Below are 14,577 nucleotides of genomic sequence, written 5' to 3' on the forward strand. Positions count from 1 at the left end.
GGCCCCCTCGCAATGAGGGGGCCGCACTCAGGTGCGCTTTGCGCGGTTGGGCAGGTTAGAAACCGCCCATGCCGCCCATCTCGTCGCCGCCACCCATGGCCGGAGCGTTCTTCTCCGGCTTGTCGGCCACAACGGCCTCGGTGGTGAGGAAGAGACCCGCGATGGACGCAGCGTTCTGCAGGGCAGAGCGCGTTACCTTGACGGGGTCGTTGATGCCGGCAGCCAGCAGGTCAACGTACTGTCCGGTTGCGGCGTTCAGACCGTGACCGGCGGGCAGGCCGCGGACCTTGTCGACAACAACGCCCGGCTCGAGGCCGGCGTTGAACGCGATCTGCTTCAGCGGTGCGTCGATGGCAACGCGGACGATGTTGGCGCCCGTTGCTTCGTCGCCTTCGAGCTGCAGGTTGGCGAATGCCTTGGCGCCGGCCTGGATGAGGGCAACGCCACCACCGGCGACGATGCCTTCTTCAACGGCAGCCTTCGCGTTGCGGACAGCGTCCTCAATGCGGTGCTTGCGTTCCTTGAGCTCAACTTCGGTTGCGGCACCGGCCTTGATGACTGCAACGCCTCCGGCCAGCTTGGCCAGGCGTTCCTGCAGCTTCTCGCGGTCGTAGTCCGAATCGGAGTTCTCGATCTCGGCGCGGATCTGGGAAACGCGGCCGGCGATCTGGTCGGCGTCGCCGGCACCTTCGACGATGGTGGTCTCGTCCTTGGTGACAACAACCTTGCGTGCCTTGCCCAGGAGTTCGAGGCCGGCGGTCTCAAGCTTGAGGCCGACTTCCTCGGAGATGACCTGGCCACCGGTGAGGATGGCGATGTCCGCGAGCTGCGCCTTGCGGCGGTCGCCGAAGCCCGGAGCCTTGACGGCGACGGACTTGAAGGTGCCACGGATCTTGTTGACGATCAGGGTGGCCAGGGCCTCGCCCTCGATGTCTTCGGCAATGATCAGCAGCGGCTTGGAGGACTGCATGACCTTTTCGAGGACAGCAACCAGTTCCTTGACGTTGGAGATCTTGGAGTTGACGATCAGGATGTACGGATCCTCGAGGACCGTTTCCTGACGCTCAGCGTCGGTGACGAAGTAAGCGGAGATGTAGCCCTTGTCGAAGCGCATGCCCTCGGTGAGCTCAAGCTCGAGGCCGAAGGTGTTGGACTCCTCGACGGTGATAACACCTTCCTTGCCGACCTTGTCCAGTGCTTCAGCGATCAGCGCGCCGATTTCGTCGTCACCGGCAGAGATGGACGCCGTGGCGGCGATCTCTTCCTTGGTTTCGATTTCCTTGGCGGAAGCGAGCAGCTCGGTGGTGACGGCTTCAACAGCCTTCTCGATGCCGCGCTTCAGGGACAGCGGGTCAGCGCCGGCTGCGACGTTGCGCAGGCCTTCCTTGACCAGTGCCTGTGCGAGCACGGTGGCCGTGGTGGTGCCGTCGCCAGCGACGTCATCCGTCTTCTTGGCAACTTCCTTGACCAGCTCGGCGCCGATCTTTTCGTAAGGATCGTCCAGCTCGATCTCCTTGGCGATGGACACACCATCGTTGGTGATCGTGGGGGCGCCCCACTTCTTTTCGAGGACGACGTTGCGTCCACGCGGGCCGAGGGTGACCTTGACGGCGTCGGCGAGGATGTTCAGGCCCCGCTCAAGACCGCGGCGTGCCTCTTCATCAAATGCAATGATCTTGGCCATAACGGCAGTAGTCCTTTCGGGACAGTCGTTAAGAATGAACCTTCACTGCGGTGCCCGCGACGGACGACCCTTCACCGGCGGCCTCTGTATGCCGCACGGATGGGATCTCACCCCAGCAAGGTATTTCTTTCGCTCCTTGTCCTTCCCGCTCTCCGCGGCCGGCCGGAACCGGGCGTGGAATTAGCAGTCAGTCCGTGGGAGTGCTAAGTCAATAATTAGCACTCCCCCGGGGAGAGTGCAAGCAGGCATTGCGCGGAAAGGCCCTGCCGCAGCCCCGGCTACGCTAGGAGCGATCAGCCGCCGGCACGGGCGGCGGTTTCGCTTCCGCTCATCCTGGCCCTGTTATCTGCGGCATAGGTGAACACCATGTAGTTGGCGCTGGTGACGTCCCCGGTGGAATCGAAGCCGATCTGCCCTGACTCGCCGTCGTAATCCGCAGGCTTACCGGCCTTGAGGGCGTCGGCACAGTCCTTGTAGCTCCTGCACGGTTCAGCCGTGCCCGCGCCTTGCGGTCCGGAGACTGCGGTCAGCTTGGCAGCGATGGAGGAGCCGGCGTCGTCCTGCGCCGCGACGGCCGCGATGGCGGCCAGGTTGACGGCGTCGTACGTTTCCGCGGCGAACGTCATGTCCTTAAGGCCTGGATCAACCGCCACCAGTTCGCCCTGGAAATGCGCCGAGGGGAAGACACCCGGCAGAATTCCGCGGGCACCCTCAAGGGCCTTGGACCCCAGCGCGGAGCCGTACTGGTTGACGGCGCCGTCACTGAGGATCAGCTTGCTGCCCGCCAGGCCCGCGTTGTTGAGTTCCGCTATGGCGCCCTGGGCGCCGGCGCGGGCAACGACGATGACGGCGTCCGGGCCGGCGGCCTTCGCGGCTGCGGCCGCCTGCTGTGCCTGGCCGGCTGTGAATCCGGCCTCGGCCACCGTGCCTACGCCTGCTGCCTTGGCCGCGGCGGCCACGGCCACAGAGACGTCCTTGCCGTACAGGCTGTCCTCGTGAAGGACCGCTACGGTCCGGGCGCCGCTGTCCTTGGCCAGCTTGACCAGCACTGGCGCCTGGGCCACGTCGGCTGCCGACGTGCGGAAGTAGTACCCGCCACTCTTATACCGTGTGAGGCCGTGCGCGGCGTTCGCCGGAGAAATGATGGCCACTTTGGCCCGCGACAGGACATCTATTGCCCCCGGGGCGCGGCTCGAGTCAGTGGGACCGATGACCACGTCAGCCTTGGCCGCCACGAGTTCCTTGGCCTGTGACGCGGTGTCCTCGCTGATTTTCTCGGGCAGGAGCTCCACCGGCCGCCCCTTGTGGCCGCCCGCGGCGTTAATCTCCTGGACCGCGAGTTTTGCGGCGGCAAGCTGGGAGGCGTTCAGGAAGGATTGTTTTCCGGTGTTGTCCAGGATGATGCCTATGCGCAGTGTGCCGTCGCCATTGGCGTCGACCGAATCAACCCGCACGTTGCCGCTCTGGCCGGAGCAGCCGGCCAGGACCAGCGCCGTGGCTGCGCCAAGGACCGCCGCCGACAACAACCGTGGCCGCACCCGGGCGGAGCGGGCAGGAGCGCCTGGGCCGTGCACTGCCGCGGGCAGCATCAGGCCGGCCGGACGTTCTCTGCCTGGGGACCCTTCTCACCTTCGCCGACTTCGAACTGCACCCGCTGCCCTTCATCCAGGGCACGGTAGCCCTCACCCTCGATGGCCGACCAGTGGACGAAGACATCGTCTCCGGAGTCGTCGACAGTGATGAAGCCGTAGCCTTTTTCGGCGTTGAACCATTTGACGGTTCCCAATGCCATGGTGCCCACTTTCGGTTGCTTCTGTTCGGCCCACGTCACTGTGCGCCATCGGTACGGTCCGCATCCAAATGCGGCGTCCGGAATCACTTTAGCCACTGCCGTTTGCCGGAGGCAGGACCCTGTCCTGCGAGCCCCTAATAGTTATTCAGGCGTAACCGAAATTCCCTACTGGAAACCGGGCCCGAGGACCACGACCACGGGTATCTGGAACTCGGCGGAGTCCACCAGCGAGGTGATGTTCAGGAGCTCGCCGAGCGCTTCGGCGTTCGCTTTTTGCCCAGCCCCGCTGTAGTAGATCACCGACGACTGCTGCGGCATTCCGCCCCAGTTGCCCACCGGGCCCAAAGCCCATCCGTCCCCGGCCACGGTGGCGCTTACGCGGCCGGCCAGGCCGGCCGTGGTGGTCCCGTTGTAGACGGCCACGGCCTGGGTCTTGTCAACAGCCTGCGCGTTGGCGGAGGGTTCAGCGGAGGGAGTGCCGCTGTTCGCGAGCGCTTCAGTGGTAGAGGGCGTCGCACTTGGCTCTGCGCTGGGCGCAGCACTCGGGGATCCGGCGCCCTGGGTGGCCTCGGCGGACGGTGAGGCGGAGGGGCTTTGCTGGGCGGACCCTGCCGCCAGCAGCGGGGTGCCGGTGGGAACGAACCCCAGCTTGGGCAGGAAAAGGAAGGCAACCAGGCCGATGGCGAGCGCCACAACGCCGACCGCCAGGATGGGTCCCAGCCGGCGCCGGGGGGCATCGGCGGCGACCCGGTGGACACCCTGTCGTGAAGAGGCCTCCGGGACCCTGTCGAATTCATCCCGAGCGTATTTGGTCATGGTAACACGATGTCCTTGGTGGTTTTGCTGATTGCCCAGCCCCGACTGTTAGGCGTCAGAGCCCAAACGGCGCGCCGTGCGTGCCCGTTGGCGTGACGTACGTAGTCTACGCAATCTCTTCACGAGCATGGGGTCGTGGGCCAGGGCGTCCTCGGTATCAATCAGCGTGTTGAGGATCTGGTAGTAGTGGGTGGCCGAGAGGTCGAACAGCTCACGAATGGCCTGTTCTTTGGCCCCTGCGTACTTCCACCACTGCCGCTCGAGGGCCAGCATTTGCTGGTCCCGCTCACTCAGCCCGGAGCCCTGCTGCGGAGCGGGCACCAAGCCGTTCGCCACCGCGCCCTGGCTGCCGGCAGCCGCAAGTGAGACGTCGTCGTGCACAGGTTCGGCCACGGCAAACTCCTTCACTTGATCCGGTCAAAGTCTCTTTCCATGGTACGGGCGAATAACACGCCTGTCATTTGCGCACTGTGACGCGGGGGTGGAGAGGCTGACAGGCTCCATTCACCGGCTCCTGCGCTCGTTCCTCACGCAACAACGGAGCCTACGCAAATGTGGCCCGCCAGCCTCTTGGAGTCCAGCACTGCGAGAATGGACTCGTGTTTGATTCTGAAGCTTTGTTCGAGCTGGAGCCTGCCGTGGAGGCTTTGGCTTTCGCGGAGATGGTTCAGATGCCGCTGGACCGGCTGATGGCCCCGGACTGGGCGGCGGCGCTGGCGCCGGTCGAAGCCGGGCTGCGCAGCGTCCTGGAGTACCTTGCTACGGAAGTGGCCGACGGGCACCAGGTGCTGCCGTCGCCGTCGAACGTGCTGCGCGCCTTCCAACAGCCCCTGGCCGGCGTCAAGGTCCTCATCGTGGGCCAGGATCCGTACCCGACCCCCGGGCACCCCATCGGGCTGTCCTTCGCAGTGGAGGGGCACACGCGGCCCATTCCGCGGAGCCTTGCGAATATCTACAAGGAACTTGAATCCGACCTCAATCTTCCCGCCCGCGTCCATGGGGACCTCACCCGCTGGGCGGATCAGGGCGTCCTGCTCCTGAACCGTGTCCTGACAGTCCGTGCGGGAGCGGCCGGATCCCACCGGGGCAAGGGCTGGGAACCGATTACGACGGCGGCAATCGCCGCCGTTGCCGGGCGCCGCACTCCTGATGGCAGCCCGGCGCCCCTCGTGGCTGTGCTGTGGGGCAAGGATGCAGGGGGCGTCCGTCCCCTGCTGGGAGACGCTCCGGTGCTTGCCAGCGCCCACCCCAGCCCGTTGTCGGCAGCGCGCGGATTCTTCGGGTCCCGCCCGTTCAGCAAGGCCAACGAACTGCTCCGTTCGCAGGGCGCGGAGCCCGTCGACTGGGAGCTCCCGCCGGTCTCTTAGCCTAGGCTTACTTCCATGACTTCCCTCCCCGCCGCCACGTCAGCCAGCCGAAAATCGCGCCCCCAGACGAACCTTACGGTCCTCCGGCGCGAAGAACTCTCGCCGCACATGGTCCGGATCGTGGCCGGCGGCGAAGGCTTTTCGAGCTATGTGAACAACGATTACGTCGACCGTTACGTGAAAATCGCCTTCCCGCAGCCGGGCGTTGAATACCCGCTCCCCCTGGACCTGTGGGCCATCCGTGAGTCCATGCCACGCGAACAATGGCCGCACACGCGGACTTACACGGTCCGTTGGGTGGACGAGGCGGCCCGTGAACTGGCCATCGACTTCGTGATCCACGGTGACGAAGGCCTGGCCGGCCCCTGGGCTGCCAATGCCCGTCCCGGCGACAGCCTGGTACTCACCGGACCGGGGGGTGGCTACAACCCGGACCCGGCAGCCGACTGGCACCTATTCGTCGGTGACGAGGCGGCCCTTCCGGCCATCGCCGCCGCCATTGAGTCGCTTCCGCCCCAGGCCCGGGGACTCGCGTTCCTGGAAGTGGACAGCGACGCCGAGATCCAGCCCATCACGGCGCCGGCCGGCCTGCGGATCCAGTGGCTGCCGCGCAACGGCACCCCTGCAGGCGCCAGCGGTCTCCTGGTCAGCGCCGTGCGCGAGGCCGAGTGGCCGGAGGGCACGGTACAGGTCTTCGCCCACGGCGAGCGGGGCTACATGAAGTCCCTCCGCGAAGTCTTCTTCCGTGAGCGCGGCCTCGAACGGGCGCAGGTATCGCTTTCGGGCTACTGGGCCGCCGGACGTGTCGAGGACGACTTCCAGGCCGAAAAGAAGCTCCCCATCGGCCAGATCTAGCCGGTCAGATCTAGCCGGTCAGATCTAGCCGGCCGGAGCCAGCCGGCCGGAGCCAGCCGGCCGGTTCCGGGAAAGCCTTCCCCGGTTAGCGGCGCCGGGCGCGGCGGCGTTCGTTGCTGGCCAGGCTCCGCGTGAGCGGACGGGCCAAGGTGTCGCCGAGGACGATTCCGGCCGCCACTCCCAGCACAATCGCCCCGGCGTTCAGCATGCCCCCGGCGCCCATCAGAATCTGTGACTCTTCAATGGTCAAAACATACATGGACCGGAATATAGTCAGGCCCGGCAAGAGGATGAGGGCAGCGGGGACGGCCACCACCAGCTGTGGCGCGCCCATCTTCAAGGCGACCACCCTGGCCAGCAGGCCGATTACCACCGCGGCCACTGCCGGGGAAAACCTGGCCCCCATGCCGATCAGGTCCGCGCCGAGCAGCACAAGATGGCCCACCACGCCCACCGCCGCGGTGGGCAAGAGCAGCATCCAGGCGGTCTGTTCGGTGATGCCGATGGCGACGACGGCTATTGCCACGAGGATGATGAGCGCCCACAACGGATACGCAGGCGGGAATGTTTCCGTGACGTCGATTTCCTCCATCCCCATTTTCGAGCCGAGCACAAAAGCGACGGAGATGCCGGACACCAAGGCGCCGAAGGTCAGCATGGTGGAGAGGAACCGGCCCGCCGCCGTGACGGGGAAGCCGTTGATGGCGTCCTGTACGGACGAAACGAGGCGGCCGGTGGGCAGGAGCAGCAGGATTCCGCCTACCACCACGATCGCGGGCGCAATCTGGATTCCCACCGGGCTGCCGAATCGCCATAGCAGCAGGGCGATGAACGTGACCAGGAACGCGCATGACGCCGTGGTGAAGAAGTCCGGAACCCGCCAGCGGCCCAGCTGCCGGGCGAGCAGGCTCACCAGGATATTCGAGCCGAACGCCACGGCCGACGCGCCCGGTCCGCCGCCCAGCACACCGACGAAGACCGCAGCGAACACCGCGAAAGCAACGGTGACCATCCAGCGCGGAAACGGCTTGGAGCTGCGGATGATTTCATCCAGCCGGCGGACTGCCTCGTCACGGCCGACGCCGCCTGCCACGATATCCGTGACCAGCTGGTGCACCTGGGCCAGGCCCGCGTAGTTGTTGGTCCACGACCGCACCACCCGAAGCAGCGAAATGGGAGTCTGGTCCTTCGGTGCGTAGTTGATGGCCACCGACTGGTTGGTGATGTCCACTTCGATGTGCTTCAGGCCCAGGGCGGCAGTGACGGCGATGATGCTGGTTTCCACTTCAAGGGCGCCGGCGCCGTAGCGGAACATCGACTCGGCAAGGTGGAGCGCGAAGTCAATGGTCTTGCGGGCGGAGGTGTCCACTCCCCCTACCTGGATCATGGGGTTGGCATACGGACTTCCCGCGAGCCTGTCCACGATGCTCATGGGGGCGGTGGGCGGGTTTTCACCCTGCACCAGCCTGCGGAGCATGCGCTTGGCGGCAGCGTTCTGCCGCACCTGGGAGGCGGTGAGTGGTTGGGTCGGGGGCAGGGCCGCCGTGGGCGGCCTGCGGCGACCGTCGGGTGCTTTGGTCATTGCGGCCTCCTCTGGGGCTTCACAAGGTTTAGTAGAACTGCTGGCCGGTTCGCCGGGTATACAGCTGGCGGGCCACGCGTTCGCCGGCGGCCATCCAGGCTTTGTATTTCAGCGGGCTGAGAACCTGGTCATAGCAGCCCACGAAGTCGGTGACTGTCTTGCTGAAACTGGTCTTGAACAGCCCCAGCCCGTGGAAGGGGTTGGAGGTGTCCTTGAGTTTGTCGCTCGGCGGGGTGCCGCAGAAGTCGTACTCCGTGCAGCCGAGTTCCTTGACCTGGCTAATGGCAGTCCACTGCACCAGATGGGAGTCACCGTACTGGCTGCGCTTCTGGAGTGAGCCGCCGTCCTTGTACGTCCCCTTGCGGCCGTAGTTGATCACAAAGGCGCCCACAGAGGGCACCCCGTTTTCGTAGACAAACAGGAGCCGGCCCTGGCCGCGGTTGATGAAGTTGGTCCAGAACTGCCGGTAATACTTATACTCGCGGACCCTGACCTGCGACTTCGCTTCCACCGTGGTGGTCATCAGCGCATACATGGCCCGGAAGTTCTCCTCCGTGGGCTCCACGTTGTGCACTTCCACTCCCTCGCGGATGGCCCGCCGCACGGCGTTGCGTCCCCTGGAGTGCAGGTTCCGCAGCAGCTGGTTTTCCTCCGGCGCGATGTCCAGCAGGGCGGTGGAGTCGTTGGGCTGCAGGTTGTGCGTCTTGACCAGTCCTGCGCCCTCAATCACCTGCTGTGCGTCCTCGGAAAGGATGATGTCCGGCTCGATCTTGATGGCAAAGACGCCCAGCCGTGCGCGTTTCACGAATTCGGCGTTCGCGGCGGCAATGCCCGGAATATCCTCGACTGCTGCGACATCCGGTCCCTTGATGAGGTACCAGAGCTTGCCCAGGACCGGAAAGGACTTCTCCAGCACCAGGTTATAGCTCGTGTAGTCCGCAGTTTCGTAGACCAGGTGGAGGGGCTTCCAGCCAAAGTGTTGTTTGACTTCGGCGAAGGCCTCGGACTGAAGCAGGTTTCCGCCGTTCGGGTTCGCAGTGACGTGGTTGTCCCAGTTGGCGACCTCCTCGGCGGAGGCAAAGCGGGCAGTAAATTCTCGCAAGTGCGCGGTGTCCAATCTTTGCGGTCTGTGCTTCGGTCGCATGCCGGGCATGCAAGCCACAAGTCTATCGGCCCTGCCTAGGAGGACGCTGACCAGTCACCGGCGTCGCGGCATTGGCGCTCAGAGCCGGATCTGGTCCAGGGACTCGAGGCGCACGGCCAGGGGTTCCTTGCCGAGGGAGCGCTGGCTTTTGACCAGCCGGTCCGCATTTTCCAGCCGGGACAGGCTCAGTCCGGTCATTTCGGCGATTTGGGCAATCGGGACCTGGAAAGTGCGGAAAGGGCCCAGCGGCGGCGGTTCATCGGCAAGGAGCCGTTCACGGATAGCCTTTTTGAGGTCCACCTTCCCCAGCAGCGGGGACTGGTCCAGCACGAATCCTGCGGCCGCGAGCTTTCCGTCCGTGGTCCAGGCTGCGACCTTCCAGAACTTCCGCGGTATCTGGACGCCCCGGTACGGCAGGTCGTCGTCGGCGAGGACCGGCCCCGTGAACACGCTCAGTTTGGCGTCGTGGAGGTCCGCGTGGTCAAGGACGTGGTTCTCCAGCCCCACCCAGAGTTCCTTGCCCTGGTTGAAGTCATCAACCTGGGGCGCGGCATTGGTGAAGGCAAAAGTGTCCTGATTAGCGGCCTTGGCCGTTTCGGGATCGCCCCACACCGGATCCAGCCGCCGGACCAGATGCCCCCGGTCGAAGGCGTTGTTCTTGTACACCTCCGGGCCCGCCTGCTGTTCCTTCGGGACCCTGGGATCGAAATGCCAGGTTCCTTCGCGGGCCAGCGGGACCAGTTCGCGTCCGTGGATGTTCACGCCGACGACGGCGGCCAGCTTGCGTGACGGGCGCAGCCGGACGGAAAAATGAATGTAGTCAAGCAAAAGCGTTGCTGCCGGCGGACTGGGCAGCTCAAGGCGTGCCCGCAAAAAGTCCCGGTCGTATCCCCCAGTCATAGCTCCATAGTGGCACTGCTCCCTGCGGGTGAATAGACCGGCTTGACTAGGAATGCCGGACTGGCAAGGGTTGGAGCATGCAGGCACCTCACGAACAGCCCACAGCAGCCCCCGACGGCGGGACCGCCGCCGTCGCCGAGCGCCGGAGCACCCGGGCGCAACTGCTGGGGCTGGCCGTCTTCCTTGGTGCTTCCGCCCTGGTCGCCTGGTTGGGCGCCTTTGCCACCCTGAACAACGTTGACGGCTGGTATGCCACAGCTGACAAGGCCCCGTGGTCACCGCCCAATTGGGTGTTTGGCCCCGTCTGGACGCTGCTCTACACCGCCATGGCCGTTGCCGCCTGGCTCGTCTGGCGGTCCCGCGCCCAACGCACCGGACCCGCCTTGGCGGCTTACGGGGCCCAGCTGGGGCTCAATCTGTCGTGGACGCCGGTGTTCTTCAGCCTCTATCCGGTGATGGGCACGGCGGCACTCTGGCTGGGGCTCGTCATCATCATCGCCCTGGTCATCGCTGTCACAGTGACGGTCCTGTACTTCGGCCCCATCAGCCGGACCGCAGGCTTACTGCTATTGCCGTATATCTCCTGGCTGGTTTTCGCCACGAGCCTGAACTGGTGGGCTGCCCTGCACAATTAGGTCCAGACGGGCTCGACCTACGGGCAACGGACTACAGACTACGGCTTCAGCATTCGACGACGTTGACGGCGAGGCCGCCCATCGCGGTTTCCTTGTATTTGGAGGACATGTCCTTGCCGGTCTCGCGCATGGTCACGATCACCTCGTCCAGGGACACCCGGTGCGTCCCGTCACCCCAGAGCGCCATCTTCGCGGCGTTGATCGCCTTCGCAGCCGCGATCGCGTTCCGCTCAATACACGGGATCTGCACCAGACCGCCGATCGGATCACACGTCAGCCCCAGATTGTGCTCCATCGCGATCTCCGCCGCGTTCTCCACCTGCTGGGGCGTGCCGCCCATGACCTCCGCCAACCCGGCAGCGGCCATCGAGGACGCCGAACCCACCTCACCCTGGCAACCCACCTCCGCCCCCGAAATCGAGGCCTGCTCCTTGTACAACACCCCGACCGCACCGGCGGCCAGCAGGAACTTCACCACCACATCATCCCGGTCCGCCTGCGTGGCCTGATCCATCCCCGGCGCGAAATGCAGCGCGTAATACAACACCGCCGGAATGATCCCGGCCGCCCCGTTCGTCGGCGCCGTCACCACCCGCCCGCCCGAAGCGTTCTCCTCATTGACCGCCAGCGCGATCAGGTTCACCCACTCCTGCCAGTACTTCGGATCCCGGTACTCCGGATCCTGCCGGCCCGCATCCTGGTCCCGGGTCTCCTTCAGCAAACGCTCATGCCAGTCCGGAGCCCGGCGCCGGACCTTCAGCCCGCCGGGCAGCAGGCCCTCACGCTTCAACGACACCGCCACACACTCCTCCATCACGGAGTAAATGTGCAGCAGCCCCGCCCGGATCTCCTCCTCGGACCGGGACGCCCGCTCGTTCACGAACATGATCTCCCCGATGGACAAACCCTTGGACTGGCACCGGCCCAGCAACTCCGCCGCCGTACGGAACGGCAACGGCAGCTCCTTCTTCGACTCCTCCAGCTCCTGCTGCGCCGCGTCCTCCTCGCCCTCACGGACAATAAACCCGCCGCCCACCGAGAAAAACGTCGCCGCATGCAGCACCTCACCGGCAGCATCCGTGACCGTAAACGTCATCCCGTTCGTATGCCGCGGCAGGACCGTCAACGGCCGCAACACCATATCCTTCACCCCGTACTCCAGGGCCACCCCGCCACCATCAACAGCACCGGCCAACTGCAGCTTCCCGGACTCCGCGATCGCCGCCAGCCGCTCCTCCACCTCCGCCGGCAGGATCTTCTCCGGATGGAAACCCTCCAACCCCAGCAGGATCGCCGTCATCGTCCCATGACCATGCCCGGTCGCGGCGAGCGAACCATACAAATCCACCCGCAACCCCGCCACCCTCGCCAGGTCACCGGAGGACCGAAGCTCCTCGGCGAACACCGCCGCAGCACGCATCGGACCCACCGTATGCGAACTCGACGGCCCAATCCCGATGGAAAAAAGATCAAACACACCAACAGCCATGGCCGGGGTTTCCTCACTAGGTCTAACTGTGGTCCGGCAGATGGTCCTGCCGGAAGGCAGCGCACCAACCGGTCGGCGGCGCACTGCCGGATACACGACGACGGGCGGCAGCTTATGGCGGCCGCCCGGCGTCGTGATCTCTACTTCTGTAATACGGCCTCTAGGCGAGGTTGGCAACCGAGGGGTAGAGCGGGTGGGCGGCGGCGAGGGCCTCCACCCGTGAGCGCAGGCCGGAAAGGTCCGCGCCGGCGTCGGCAATCAGCGCCTCGGCGATGATGTCCGCCACCTCGGCGAAGGCTGCTTCGCCGAAACCGCGGGTCGCGAGGGCCGGGGTGCCGATGCGCAGTCCCGAGGTGACCATCGGCGGCCTCGGGTCGAACGGCACTGCGTTGCGGTTCACGGTGATGTCGATTTCCGCGAGGCGGTCCTCTGCCTGCTGGCCGTCGAGTTCGCAGTTGCGCAGGTCCACCAGGACCAGGTGGACGTCGGTGCCGCCGGAGATCACGTTAATCCCCTTGGCGGTGACGTCCGGCTGGACCAGGCGGTCGGCGAGGATCCGGGCACCGGCCAGGACGCGTTCCTGGCGTTCCTTGAACTCCGGGGACGCGGCGATCTTGAAGGCCACGGCCTTGCCGGCAATGACGTGCTCCAGCGGGCCGCCCTGCTGGCCGGGGAACACTGCCGAGTTGATCTTCTTGGCGATGTCGGCGTCGTTGGAGAGGATGATGCCGCCGCGCGGACCGGCGAGGGTCTTGTGCGTGGTGGAGGTGACTACGTGGGCGTGGGGCACCGGTGACGGGTGCAGTCCGGCGGCGACGAGCCCGGCGAAGTGCGCCATGTCTACCATCAGGTAGGCGCCCACGGAGTCGGCGATCCGGCGGAACTCGGCAAAGTCCAGCTGCCGGGCGTAGGCGGACCAGCCGGCGACGATCAGCTGCGGCTTGTGCTCCTGGGCCAGGCGCTCCACCTCGGCCATGTCGATCCGGTGGTCCTCTTCGCGGACCTGGTACGGGATGACGTTGTACAGGCGGCCGGAGAAGTTGATCCGCATGCCGTGGGTCAGGTGACCGCCGTGGGCCAGGTTCAGGCCCATGATGGTGTCCCCCGGCTTGATCAGCGCGTGCATCACCGAGGCGTTGGCCTGGGCACCGGAGTGCGGCTGCACGTTCGCGTACTCGGCACCGAACAGGGCCTTCACCCGGTCGATGGCCAGCTGTTCGACGACGTCAACGTGCTCGCAGCCGCCGTAGTAGCGCTTGCCGGGGTAGCCCTCTGCGTACTTGTTGGTAAGGACCGAGCCTTGCGCCTGCATGACGGCCTTGGCGGTGTGGTTCTCCGAGGCGATCATTTCCAGACCGGTGCGCTGGCGGCCCAGCTCGTCGTCGATCTTCGCCGCGATCTCCGGGTCCAGGGCGGACAGGTCCGCGTCCAGGGACGGGGAGACTACCTGCTCGAACGCGACAGTGCCTGCAGCGGCCGTTGCGCCGCTCACAGCTCGCCGCCGTTCTTGGCAGCGTATTCCTCAGCGGAAAGCAGCGGGCCGTCGGAGTCTGCGGCCACTTTGAAGAGCCAGCCGGCACCGTACGGATCGCTGTTGATCAGTGCGGGGTCGTCGACGACGGCGGAGTTGGTTTCCGTGACCTCGCCGGTGACCGGGGAGTACAGGTCAGAGACGGACTTGGTGGACTCGACCTCGCCGCAGGTCTCCCCTGCGGTCACGGTGGAGCCGACCTCGGGCAGGTCAACGTAGACGATGTCGCCGAGGGCGTCCGTGGCCACGGCGGAAATGCCGATGGACACAAGGTTGCCGGCCTCGCGGGCAACCCACTCGTGCTCGTCGGAGTACTGCAGTTCAGCGGCTACTTTTGCCATGGTGTTCCTTAATCTCGTTACTTGTGTGGTCGGGTGGGGAGGCGGGTGACCGAATTCCTCCGCGTGCTGCTCCTTCGTCGCTTTGACGCACGCTTCCGGAATCCGCTCACCCGCCGTCTCCGGCCGTCAGTTCCGGTGGGGAACCAACGGCATTGAAAGATAAAACAGTGGTCTAGCACCAAGCAGGCTGCCCGGGTTTCGGCAAGCTCAACCCCCAATGATCGAGCTTGCCAGGCGGCACATCCCCCAGCACCTCTGGCTTGCGAAGGCGCCGGAACCCGTTGCGGGTCCGGGTGTGTCGGTTCCGCAGAAGAGAGCCTCCGGCCCCCTCGGGGCTGGCATCCGGAAGCGTGCGTCCAAGGGAGCGTCACGTCCGCCCAGCGGGCGTCTACGCGACCAAGCACGCGGAGGATGTCAGCCCCGACGGGCCAAACGGAGCCA

General features: G+C 65.7%; 14 protein-coding genes. 3 read left to right on the forward strand and 11 right to left on the reverse strand.

Going from position 1 to position 14,577, the window contains the following annotated elements:
- Positions 1-55: 55 nt before the first annotated feature.
- The 5 genes from groL to AC6JAC_RS17950 all read right to left on the reverse strand — a co-directional run bounded on the left by groL (position 56) and on the right by AC6JAC_RS17950 (position 4,628).
- Positions 56-1,684: a chaperonin GroEL gene (groL, locus tag AC6JAC_RS17930; protein ID WP_028271321.1), complete on the reverse strand. Its 1,629-nt coding sequence runs from the start codon at positions 1,682-1,684 to the stop codon at positions 56-58.
- 293 nt (positions 1,685-1,977) lie between these two features.
- Positions 1,978-3,273 carry an ABC transporter substrate-binding protein gene (locus AC6JAC_RS17935; RefSeq protein ID WP_497965840.1) on the reverse strand — a complete coding sequence of 432 codons (1,296 nt, stop codon included), beginning with the start codon at positions 3,271-3,273 and terminating at the stop codon, positions 1,978-1,980.
- A complete protein-coding gene (locus AC6JAC_RS17940) occupies positions 3,273-3,476 on the reverse strand; it encodes a cold-shock protein (RefSeq protein WP_156037126.1) in 204 nt (67 codons plus the stop codon). The genes AC6JAC_RS17935 and AC6JAC_RS17940 overlap by 1 nt, the downstream gene beginning before the upstream one ends.
- Before the next feature lie 165 nt (positions 3,477-3,641).
- The gene (locus AC6JAC_RS17945) at positions 3,642-4,292 is read right to left on the reverse strand and encodes a LytR C-terminal domain-containing protein (protein ID WP_028271324.1); all 651 of its coding nucleotides are present in this window, start codon (positions 4,290-4,292) and stop codon (positions 3,642-3,644) included.
- A 48-nt stretch (positions 4,293-4,340) separates the two neighbouring features.
- Positions 4,341-4,628, reverse strand: a complete 288-nt coding sequence (locus AC6JAC_RS17950) for a DUF3263 domain-containing protein (protein WP_051628911.1) — start codon at positions 4,626-4,628, stop codon at positions 4,341-4,343.
- A 263-nt stretch (positions 4,629-4,891) separates the two neighbouring features.
- Here AC6JAC_RS17950 and AC6JAC_RS17955 point away from each other — a divergent pair, with 263 nt between their 5' ends.
- Both AC6JAC_RS17955 and AC6JAC_RS17960 read left to right on the forward strand, forming a co-directional pair.
- The gene (locus AC6JAC_RS17955) at positions 4,892-5,659 is read left to right on the forward strand and encodes a uracil-DNA glycosylase (protein ID WP_028271326.1); all 768 of its coding nucleotides are present in this window, start codon (positions 4,892-4,894) and stop codon (positions 5,657-5,659) included.
- A 15-nt stretch (positions 5,660-5,674) separates the two neighbouring features.
- A complete protein-coding gene (locus AC6JAC_RS17960; RefSeq protein WP_454697689.1) occupies positions 5,675-6,514 on the forward strand; it encodes a siderophore-interacting protein in 840 nt (279 codons plus the stop codon).
- Positions 6,515-6,599: 85 nt separating this feature from the next.
- On the opposite strand, the gene AC6JAC_RS17965 is transcribed toward AC6JAC_RS17960, so the two are convergent.
- The 3 genes from AC6JAC_RS17965 to AC6JAC_RS17975 all read right to left on the reverse strand — a co-directional run bounded on the left by AC6JAC_RS17965 (position 6,600) and on the right by AC6JAC_RS17975 (position 10,140).
- Complete coding sequence (locus tag AC6JAC_RS17965) at positions 6,600-8,096, reverse strand: threonine/serine exporter family protein (protein ID WP_454697688.1); 1,497 nt, start codon at positions 8,094-8,096, stop codon at positions 6,600-6,602.
- A gap of 28 nt (positions 8,097-8,124) precedes the next feature.
- A complete protein-coding gene (locus AC6JAC_RS17970; RefSeq protein ID WP_497965844.1) occupies positions 8,125-9,198 on the reverse strand; it encodes a lipid II:glycine glycyltransferase FemX in 1,074 nt (357 codons plus the stop codon).
- A 120-nt stretch (positions 9,199-9,318) separates the two neighbouring features.
- Positions 9,319-10,140: a DNA/RNA non-specific endonuclease gene (locus tag AC6JAC_RS17975; RefSeq protein WP_347898954.1), complete on the reverse strand. Its 822-nt coding sequence runs from the start codon at positions 10,138-10,140 to the stop codon at positions 9,319-9,321.
- 77 nt (positions 10,141-10,217) lie between these two features.
- Between AC6JAC_RS17975 and AC6JAC_RS17980 the strand changes: the two genes are divergently transcribed.
- Positions 10,218-10,775 carry a TspO/MBR family protein gene (locus AC6JAC_RS17980; RefSeq protein ID WP_497965846.1) on the forward strand — a complete coding sequence of 186 codons (558 nt, stop codon included), beginning with the start codon at positions 10,218-10,220 and terminating at the stop codon, positions 10,773-10,775.
- A gap of 46 nt (positions 10,776-10,821) precedes the next feature.
- Here the strand turns inward: AC6JAC_RS17980 and AC6JAC_RS17985 are convergent, their stop codons facing one another.
- The 3 genes from AC6JAC_RS17985 to gcvH form a co-directional block, all read right to left on the reverse strand.
- On the reverse strand, positions 10,822-12,264 hold the full coding sequence (locus AC6JAC_RS17985) for an L-serine ammonia-lyase (RefSeq protein ID WP_028271332.1): 1,443 nt from the start codon (positions 12,262-12,264) through the stop codon (positions 10,822-10,824).
- Positions 12,265-12,424: 160 nt separating this feature from the next.
- Positions 12,425-13,756, reverse strand: a complete 1,332-nt coding sequence (glyA, locus tag AC6JAC_RS17990) for a serine hydroxymethyltransferase (protein ID WP_028271333.1) — start codon at positions 13,754-13,756, stop codon at positions 12,425-12,427.
- Positions 13,753-14,136, reverse strand: a complete 384-nt coding sequence (gene gcvH / locus AC6JAC_RS17995; RefSeq protein WP_028271334.1) for a glycine cleavage system protein GcvH — start codon at positions 14,134-14,136, stop codon at positions 13,753-13,755. The genes glyA and gcvH overlap by 4 nt, the downstream gene beginning before the upstream one ends.
- Positions 14,137-14,577: the final 441 nt, after the last annotated feature.

The organism is Arthrobacter sp. KUASC02, assembly GCF_059739395.1.

Excerpts from the sequence above, each read along its gene's own strand:
- groL (WP_028271321.1), bottom strand. The coding sequence starts at position 1,684 with ATGGCCAAGATCATTGCATTTGATGAAGAGGCACGCCGCGGTCTTGAG.
- AC6JAC_RS17935 (WP_497965840.1), bottom strand. The coding sequence starts at position 3,273 with ATGCTGCCCGCGGCAGTGCACGGCCCAGGCGCTCCTGCCCGCTCCGCC.
- AC6JAC_RS17940 (WP_156037126.1), bottom strand. The coding sequence starts at position 3,476 with ATGGCATTGGGAACCGTCAAATGGTTCAACGCCGAAAAAGGCTACGGC.
- AC6JAC_RS17945 (WP_028271324.1), bottom strand. The coding sequence starts at position 4,292 with ATGACCAAATACGCTCGGGATGAATTCGACAGGGTCCCGGAGGCCTCT.
- AC6JAC_RS17960 (WP_454697689.1), top strand. The coding sequence starts at position 5,675 with ATGACTTCCCTCCCCGCCGCCACGTCAGCCAGCCGAAAATCGCGCCCC.
- AC6JAC_RS17965 (WP_454697688.1), bottom strand. The coding sequence starts at position 8,096 with ATGACCAAAGCACCCGACGGTCGCCGCAGGCCGCCCACGGCGGCCCTG.
- AC6JAC_RS17975 (WP_347898954.1), bottom strand. The coding sequence starts at position 10,140 with ATGACTGGGGGATACGACCGGGACTTTTTGCGGGCACGCCTTGAGCTG.
- AC6JAC_RS17980 (WP_497965846.1), top strand. The coding sequence starts at position 10,218 with ATGCAGGCACCTCACGAACAGCCCACAGCAGCCCCCGACGGCGGGACC.
- AC6JAC_RS17985 (WP_028271332.1), bottom strand. The coding sequence starts at position 12,264 with ATGGCTGTTGGTGTGTTTGATCTTTTTTCCATCGGGATTGGGCCGTCG.
- gcvH (WP_028271334.1), bottom strand. The coding sequence starts at position 14,136 with ATGGCAAAAGTAGCCGCTGAACTGCAGTACTCCGACGAGCACGAGTGG.